This is a genomic window from Streptomyces sp. LS1784 (assembly GCF_020103755.1).
Taxonomy (GTDB): Bacteria; Actinomycetota; Actinomycetes; order Streptomycetales; family Streptomycetaceae; genus Kitasatospora.
Map to the genome: position 1 here is coordinate 1 of NZ_JAHSQD010000413.1, position 7,284 is coordinate 7,284.

Sequence of the window (7,284 nt, forward strand, 5' to 3'; positions counted from 1 at the left end):
CGGCCGCGGCGGGGGAGGCGGTGGGCGCCCCGGGCGGGACCGGTACGGCGGGCGCGGTACCCGGCCGGGGCAGCAGCCGGTGGGCCCGGCGCCTCCGGGGCCCCGGGATGGTCCGGGTGTCGCCGGTGCTCGGGACCGTCTCCGGTGCGTCGGCGGCGGCTCGAACCGTCGTCCGACAGTTCCTCCGGAACCCGCCGCCGGACGGGCTGCCCATGCGGCACAGGGTAGGCCACGGTGACGGCCCGTCGGGAGGACTCGGGACGAGCCGTCCGTCCCGGGCCCGACCGCACGGCCGCCGCGCGTCCGCCCGTTCGAACGGCCCCGGTGGGTCAGCGGCGGCGGAACAGCAGGTCGTGGACGACGTGGCCCTTGGCGATCCCGGCCCGTTCGAACTTGGTGACCGGACGCCAGTCCGGCCTCGGGGCGTAGCCGGGAATGCTGCCGTCCGGGTGGTCCGCGGGCTCCAGCCAGCCGGTTCCGTCACCCTCGGGGTGCAGGTTCTCCAGCTCCGGCGAGGCGGACAGCACGGCCAGCATCTGCTCCGCGTACGGCTCCCAGTCGGTGGCGCAGTGCACCAGGGCGCCGGGGGCGAGCCGGGGCAGCACCAGGTCGAGGAAGTCGGGCTGGACCAGCCGGCGCTTGTGGTGCTTCGGCTTGGGCCACGGGTCGGCGAAGTAGACCCGCAGACCGGCCAGGGAGGCGTCCGGGAGCATGTCGCGCAGCAGGATCACCGCGTCGCCGGCGGCCGTGCGGACGTTCCGGGAGCCGTCGCGCTCCAGCAGGCCGAGCAGGTTGCCGTGGCCGGGGGTGTGCACGTCGGCGGCGAGGATGCCCATGGCCGGGTCGGCGGCGGCCATCGCGGCGGTGGTCTCGCCCATGCCGAAGCCGATCTCCAGGGTCACCGGCAGGCCGCCGAACAGCTCCGGCAGGTCCAGCGGGCTGCCGTCGATGGGGATGCCGTACGTCTCCCAGCTCCGGTCCAGGGCGCTCGCCTGGGCGTTGGTCATCCGGCCCCGGCGCGGCTGGAAGCTGCGGATGCGACGCTCGCGGTGCTGGGCCTCGGTGGCCTTGTGCGGGTACATCGGCGCGGGGTAGGCGGCCGGCGCGGCGGACAGCCGGGCGGACGGCGAGGTCTGGGGGATCGGGGCGGTGGCAGTCACAATCACCCGAGTCTACGGGGCTGTCGGGGCTCTCCGGCCGGGCCTGTGACCGGACTCATCGGCCCGACCGCTGCTCGGTTCACCCGCCGGCCTCCAGCGCGGCCAGGGCCCGGCGGGCCACCTCCCGGCCGATCGGCAGCGAGGCCGTGGCGGCGGGCGACGGTGCGTTCAGCACGTGCACCGCGCGGCGCGGGGAGCGCGGGTCGTCCGGGTCGAAGCCGGCGAAGGCGAAGTCGTCCAGCAGTGAGCCGTCCCGGGCCACCGCTTGGGCCCGGACCCCGGCGGCGGCCGGCACCAGGTCCTCCGGGGCGACGGCGGGCAGCAGCCGCCGGACGGCCGTGGTGAACGCCCGCTTGGACAGCGAGCGGTGCAGTTCGCCCAGCTCGTACCGCCAGTGCCGGCGGGCGATCCGCCAGGTGCCGGGGAAGGCCAGGGTGTCGGCGAGGTCGCGCGGGCGGACGGTGCGCCAGTCGTAGCCCTCGCGGGCGAGCGCGGGCACCGCGTTCGGGCCGACGTGGACGTCCCCGTGGACGCCCCGGGTGAGGTGCACGCCGAGGAAGGGGAAGGCCGGGTCGGGCACCGGGTAGACCAGGCCGCGCACCAGGTTCCGGCGCCGCTCGGTCAGTTCGTAGTACTCGCCGCGGAACGGCACGATCCGCACCCCGGCGTCGTCCCCGGTCAGCCGGGCGATCCGGTCGCTGTGCAGCCCGGCGCAGTTCACCAGCACCCGGCAGCGCAGTTCTCCGGCCGGGGTCCGCAGCGTCACCCCGTCCCGGCGCCGGGCCACGGCCAGCACCTCGCTGCCGGGCCGCAGTTCGGCGCCGGCCTCCCGGGCCAGCCGGGCGTACGCGGTGGCGACGGCCGGGAAGTCGCAGATGCCGGTGGTGGCGACGTGCAGCCCGGCGATCCCGGTCACCTCGGGCTCGTGGCGGGCGATCCCGGTCCGGTCCAGCTCGGTGACCGGGATGCCGTTGGCCCGCCCGCGCCCGGCCAGCGCCGCCAGCCGGGGCAGTTCGGCGGCGCCGGTGGCCACGACCAGCTTGCCGGTCACCTCGTACGGAATGCCGTGCTCGCGGCAGAACGCCACCAGCTCGGCGGCGCCCGCGACGGCGAACCGGGCCTTGTACGAGCCGGGGCGGTAGTAGACGCCGCTGTGGATCACCCCGCTGTTGCGCCCGGTCTGGTGCGCCGCGAAGCCGGCCTCCTTCTCCAGGACCGCGAGCCGCAGCCCCGGCCGTGCCAGGGTCAGTGCGTACGCCGTGGCCAGCCCGACGATCCCGCCGCCCACCACCGCCACGTCGACCTGGTCCGTCACCGCGCACTCCTCGCCCTCGCCCGGCCCGTCCTGCCGGGGCCGATGCTGCCACGGCGGGACGGGCGGGTCGAGGGCGCGCGGAGGGGTGCCCGGGCTACGCCTCCCAGGGCCAGGCGGCGTTCGCCCCGGCCTCCAGGAGGGGGATCAGCCGGAAGGCCGCGTCGCTCAGGCCGCCGAAGGTGTGCCGGTGGGCGCCGCCGCTGGGGCCGTGGCCCGGGGCGTAGCCGGCCAGGTTCCAGGTGTAGACGGGCACGTGGGCCGGGACGGCGGCGAGCGGGTCGCCGCCCCAGCGGCCCGGGCCGGTCTGCTCGTCGGTGACGATCACCACCCGGTCGTGGCCGCGGTAGTGGGTGCGGACGGCGTCGGCGGTGTTGGTGCCGCCGAGACTGGAGAAACGTTCCAGCACCCGCAGCACCGCCTCGCCCCGGCCGACCTCGACCACCTGGCTGGTGGTGCCGAACTCGACCAGGTCCGCCTCGGCGGCCCGGACCTTCAGCGCGGTGCCGAAGATCGCCGCCGAGTCCGCCCGGTTGAGCTCGGTGGGCCCGCCGGAGCGGTCGAACATCGAACCGGAGCGGTCCACCAGGATCAGCGTCCGGCCGGGCAGTTCGGGCACGTTCGCCAGCGAGTGGCCGAGCGCGGTCTCCAGCGCGTGCCCCCAGCGCAGTGAGGGCACGTTGCGGTACGCAGCCAGGTAGCGGAACGGGAACTGGCGCGAGCGCCGCACCTCGCCCTTGTCGGAGATCCGCCGGGCCACCTCGGCCGCGGCGGCGTCCGAGACCCCGGCCCGGTCGAAGTTGCGCAGGTTCCGCACCAGCGCCATCGGACCCATCGACGGGATGACCGCCTCCCAGACCGCCGCGTCCAGCGGCCCCTGCAGCCAGCCCGCCAGCGCCTCCCAGGTCAGCCCGGCGGAGGCCAGCCGCTCGGCGCCGTCCTCGGCGGTCACCGCCGCCCGGCGTTCCTCGACGGGCAGCGCCAGCAGCGCGCGGTTGGCGGTCAGCATCCGGTCGGCGGTCGGCGGGACGGCCTCGTCCGGCCGGTGCCGGCGGTCCAGCGCGTACGCGAACAGCGCGCCCTGCCACTCCTTGTCCGGGGCCGGCGAGGGGTGGGTCAGCTCGATCACGTCGCCGAAGCGGTAGCCCTTGCCCGCGGTGTCGTACTTGAGCAGCGAGCGGGCGTCGTACAGGCGCTGGACGGCGTCCGCGACGCCGCGCTTGAGCGGCTTGGGCAGCGCCCGGCCGTAGCGCGAGGTCCAGTAGGCGAGCAGTTCGCCGGGCTCGTCGGCGCGCCGCAGCACCGCCGCGACGGCCTGCCGGGAGTGGCCGTGGGCGCCCGCGTCCAGCCGGGCGCGGGTGAACTCGGCGGCGCCGACCAGGGCGGCGGTGCGCATCTGGGCGCCGTAGCGCAGCCAGCGCAGCAGCCCGACGGTCCACTCCGGCTCGGCGACCGCGAGTTCGCGCACCAGCGCGGTGTAGCGGTCGTCGCGCTCGCCGCCACGCTCGTGGAAGGTGTCCTGGCCGACCATGTTGGCGATCGCGAGCAGGAAGAGCTCGGACTTGCGGTCCCGGACGAAGCCCGGGCCGCCGTTGTGGTTGACGGTGCGCCGGCCGGTGGTGGCCACCGGCGAGCTCGGACTCGCCTTGGCCTTGCGGAAGTTGAACCTGGACATGCGGAAGCCCCCCTCGGCCTGCTGGTATCAGTGGGGAGGGAGGCATGCCGCGGCCGGGGTGCCCGAGATCGTGCCGGCCGCTGGGCGGCCGACGTCGGCGGGGGTGTATGCCTTGTGCTCTACCGAATTGAGCTAGCGGCCGCACTCGCGCACGGCACGCCCGGGACTTGAACCCGGAACCGCAAGATCCGAAGTAACCCCCGCCTGCGCACCGGGCACTCCGGAGCGCGCTGCCTCCCGAGATCAAAGGTGGCGGCGGTGTTTCGCGGGCTCGAACCGCAGCGTCCTACGGACGCCTCACCAAGAAGTAACCGCCGCCGTCGCACCGGGAGGTGCGGACGAACTATTCACGTGTAGGTGTCCAGAGATCGAAGGCGGCTGAGGTGACGAAGCTGCTCTGCCGACTGAGCTACACCGGCCCGAAGCCGGTGACGGGACTCGAACCCGCGACCTGCCCATTAAGAGTGGAAGTAACCTCTGCCTGCGCACCTGGACGGGAGAAACCCTAGCCAGGTCCCTCCCGTCGCCGCACTCCATTTACCGTCGGGCGCCGGAGCGCCGTCCCGTCCGCTCACGCCGGAGCGACGATCACCGCCCGCGCCCGCTCGGTCAACTCCCGTACCCGGCGTTCACCCTGGAAGGGCTCCAACCGCCGCAGCATCTCCACCACGTACTCCCGGCTGCGCTGCGAGGAGATCCGGCCGGCCACCTCGACGGCGCGCTCGCCGGCGGCGACCGCGGCGTCCAGATCGCCCGCCTCCGCCTCGGCCATCGCCGAGACCACCAGCCGCAGGCCGTGCGAGCGGACGAAGCCCTCGGTGGGCGTGGCCAGCGCCTCGCGGGTGAACTGCCGGACCTTGGAGGGCACTCCGAGGTCGCGGAAACACTCGGCGGCGTCGGCGGCGAGCCGGTCGTAGGCGTAGAAGTCGATCCAGGCCGGATCGGGATCCCCGGCGCGCGCCCGTTCGAGCGCGCTCTCCGCCGCGCCGAGCGCCGTCGCACACGCCGCCGCATTGCGGGCCTTGGCCTGGGCCCGGGCCTCCACCAGGTGGAAGAAGCTCATGGTGCGGGCGGTGGCCAGGCCCCGGTTGCGCTCCAGCGCGGCCTGGGCGAGGTCGACCGCCTCCTCGGCGAAGCCCCGGTAGCCCGCCTGGAGGCTCATCGAGGCCAGCACGTAGCCGCCGAGCGGCACGTCGGCGGCGGCCCGGGCGAGCCGCAGCGCCTGGATGTAGTAGCGCTGGGCGGCCTCGTGCTGTCCGGTGTCGAAGGCCATCCAGCCGGCCAGTCTGGTCAGTTCGGCGGTGGCCCCGAACAGGGCCCGGCCGACCGCGTCGCTGTACGAGGCGAGCAACAACGGCGCCGCCTCCACCCGCAGGCACTCCGGCACCATCGACGAACGCCAGTCCCCGCCGCCGTACTTGGAGTCCCAGCGGCGGGCCTCCTGGGCGGCCTCGCGGAGCTTGGCGGCGTCCGAGTGGCCGACCCGGTAGGAGGAGGCGTCGCTGGGGGAACGCGGCACCTCGCGGGCCACCGAGCCGTCCGCGGGGGTGATCAGCCAGCGGGAGACGGGGGTCGCGTAGGCGGCGACCGAGAAGGTGCCGGCCAGGCTGTCGCTCCAGCGGCCGCCGCCGGGGCCCCGGCGCAGGTCGAGGTCGACCCGCCACAGGTCGGTCGCGGACCGGACCGCGTCGGCGACCTCGCGCGGGAAGGCCAGGCCGAGTTCGGGCGCCGGGTCGGTGTCGCCCAGGCCGATCTCCTCCAGCGGGACGGGGCGGCCGAGCTTGCCGCCGATCGCGGTGGCGATCAGGTGCGGGACGGGCCCCTGCGGCACCATGCCCTTGCTGACCCAGCGGGCCACCGAGGTCTTGTCGTACCGCAGGGTCAGCCCGCGCTGGGCGCCGAGGTCGTTGACCCGGCGGGCCAGTCCGGCGTTGCTGATCTGGGCGAGGGTCAGGAGCGTGCCGAGCCGTTCGTTCGGTCCACGTGGGCTGACGGTCATGGTGGCGGCGACACCTCCTGCGGCCTTGTGCGCGGGGCCCGGGCGGCACCGGGCCGTAGCTGCTGTACCTAGCGTAGTCGGACGCGTTCCGACGGTTAAGAGGTCGCATTCCGGATGGCGGGATCGCGCACTCGGCGGTGCCGCACCGGGGTTGGTCCGGACCACTCGGATCCGGCCGACCGCGCCGCGCGCCGGAGCGTCGTGCTCCGGTCCCGTGTTCACGTGCGCCCGGCCGTGCTCCCTGGCCCGACCGGCTGGTCGGCGATTCGCTGGTGGTCGTGGGTCGGCCTGCCGTCGAGGACCCGGCGGGCCGGGGGACGCCGTCGCCTCAATCCCCGCGGGCGGCGGTGAAGTCCGGGAGGGCATGCGGATGCCCTCCCGGGCTGGGCGACGCCTTTCGGCCATCTCGCGATGCCCATGTCAAAGGTGTTCGCGGGCGGTCCGGGCCGGGGAGGGGGAGGTCCGGCCCGCCCACCCCCCGGAGCGCCGGGAAGATCGAACTCCCCGGCGGATCAAGGAACTTGCCCACCCGCAGTGATCGGGTGCCGGAGGAGCCCCGGGCCCGGGGCGCGCCCGCGAGCGGACCCTCGTCGGCCCGCGCGGCCGCAGTGACCGTCGAGCGGCCGGTCCGAACGGAAGCGGAACCCGGAACACCGGCCACGGCGACGTCCCGCGGTGGCACGATGTCTCCTGACGGCGCGTCGAGCTGCGAGGGCACGTCGGGACGCGCACGGGCCGCCACGGCACACCACCCGGCCGCCCGGCGGGCGGCGAACGCGCCGCAGGGATGCAGGTCCTCGTCCGGTGGAGGCACGATGCGGTGGCTGACGGGCTGGTGCACGGGCGCGCCGAGCGCGGGCACCCCGGTGTACGAGGCGCTCGGCAGGATCGAGCCGATCGCCGCGCGCCCGCTGTGGACCGGGACCGACCCGCTCTGGGCCGTGGGCGACTGGCGCCCCACGGAGATCCGCCTGGTCACCCTCCGTCCCGGCGCCGCCGCCGTGGTCAGCACCGGCCCCACCGCCCCCGACCAGGTCGAGGACACCCCCGCCACCTCCCGGCTCGCCGTCCTCGGCCACTGCGGCGCCACCGACGCCGAGCTCGCCGCCGGCCTCGCCGCCGCCCGCGGCGGCGCCGT

At 75.5% G+C, this 7,284-nt stretch carries 5 protein-coding genes and 1 pseudogene; 1 reads left to right on the plus strand and 5 read right to left on the minus strand.

Going from position 1 to position 7,284, the window contains the following annotated elements; all coding sequences use genetic code 11:
- From KS423_RS32990 to KS423_RS33010, 5 genes are all read right to left on the minus strand, one after another.
- Positions 1 to 214 (minus strand): hypothetical protein (locus tag KS423_RS32990; RefSeq protein WP_374120071.1); only part of this gene is annotated, 214 nt, incomplete at its 3' end.
- A gap of 115 nt (positions 215 to 329) precedes the next feature.
- On the minus strand, positions 330 to 1,160 hold the full coding sequence (gene trmB, locus KS423_RS32995; RefSeq protein WP_224283432.1) for a tRNA (guanosine(46)-N7)-methyltransferase TrmB: 831 nt from the start codon (positions 1,158 to 1,160) through the stop codon (positions 330 to 332).
- A gap of 79 nt (positions 1,161 to 1,239) precedes the next feature.
- Positions 1,240 to 2,475 (minus strand): L-2-hydroxyglutarate oxidase, encoded by a 1,236-nt coding sequence (gene lhgO, locus KS423_RS33000; RefSeq protein WP_224283433.1) that lies wholly within the window; start codon positions 2,473 to 2,475, stop codon positions 1,240 to 1,242.
- Positions 2,476 to 2,569: 94 nt separating this feature from the next.
- Entirely contained in the window at positions 2,570 to 4,147 is a 1,578-nt protein-coding gene (locus KS423_RS33005; protein ID WP_224283434.1) for a TROVE domain-containing protein, read from the minus strand.
- Between the two features lie 571 nt (positions 4,148 to 4,718).
- On the minus strand, positions 4,719 to 6,146 hold the full coding sequence (locus KS423_RS33010; RefSeq protein WP_224283435.1) for an MFS transporter: 1,428 nt from the start codon (positions 6,144 to 6,146) through the stop codon (positions 4,719 to 4,721).
- A gap of 815 nt (positions 6,147 to 6,961) precedes the next feature.
- On the opposite strand from KS423_RS33010, the pseudogene KS423_RS33015 reads away from it, so the two are divergent.
- A pseudogene (locus tag KS423_RS33015) lies at positions 6,962 to 7,284 on the plus strand (asparagine synthase); the annotation flags it as partial.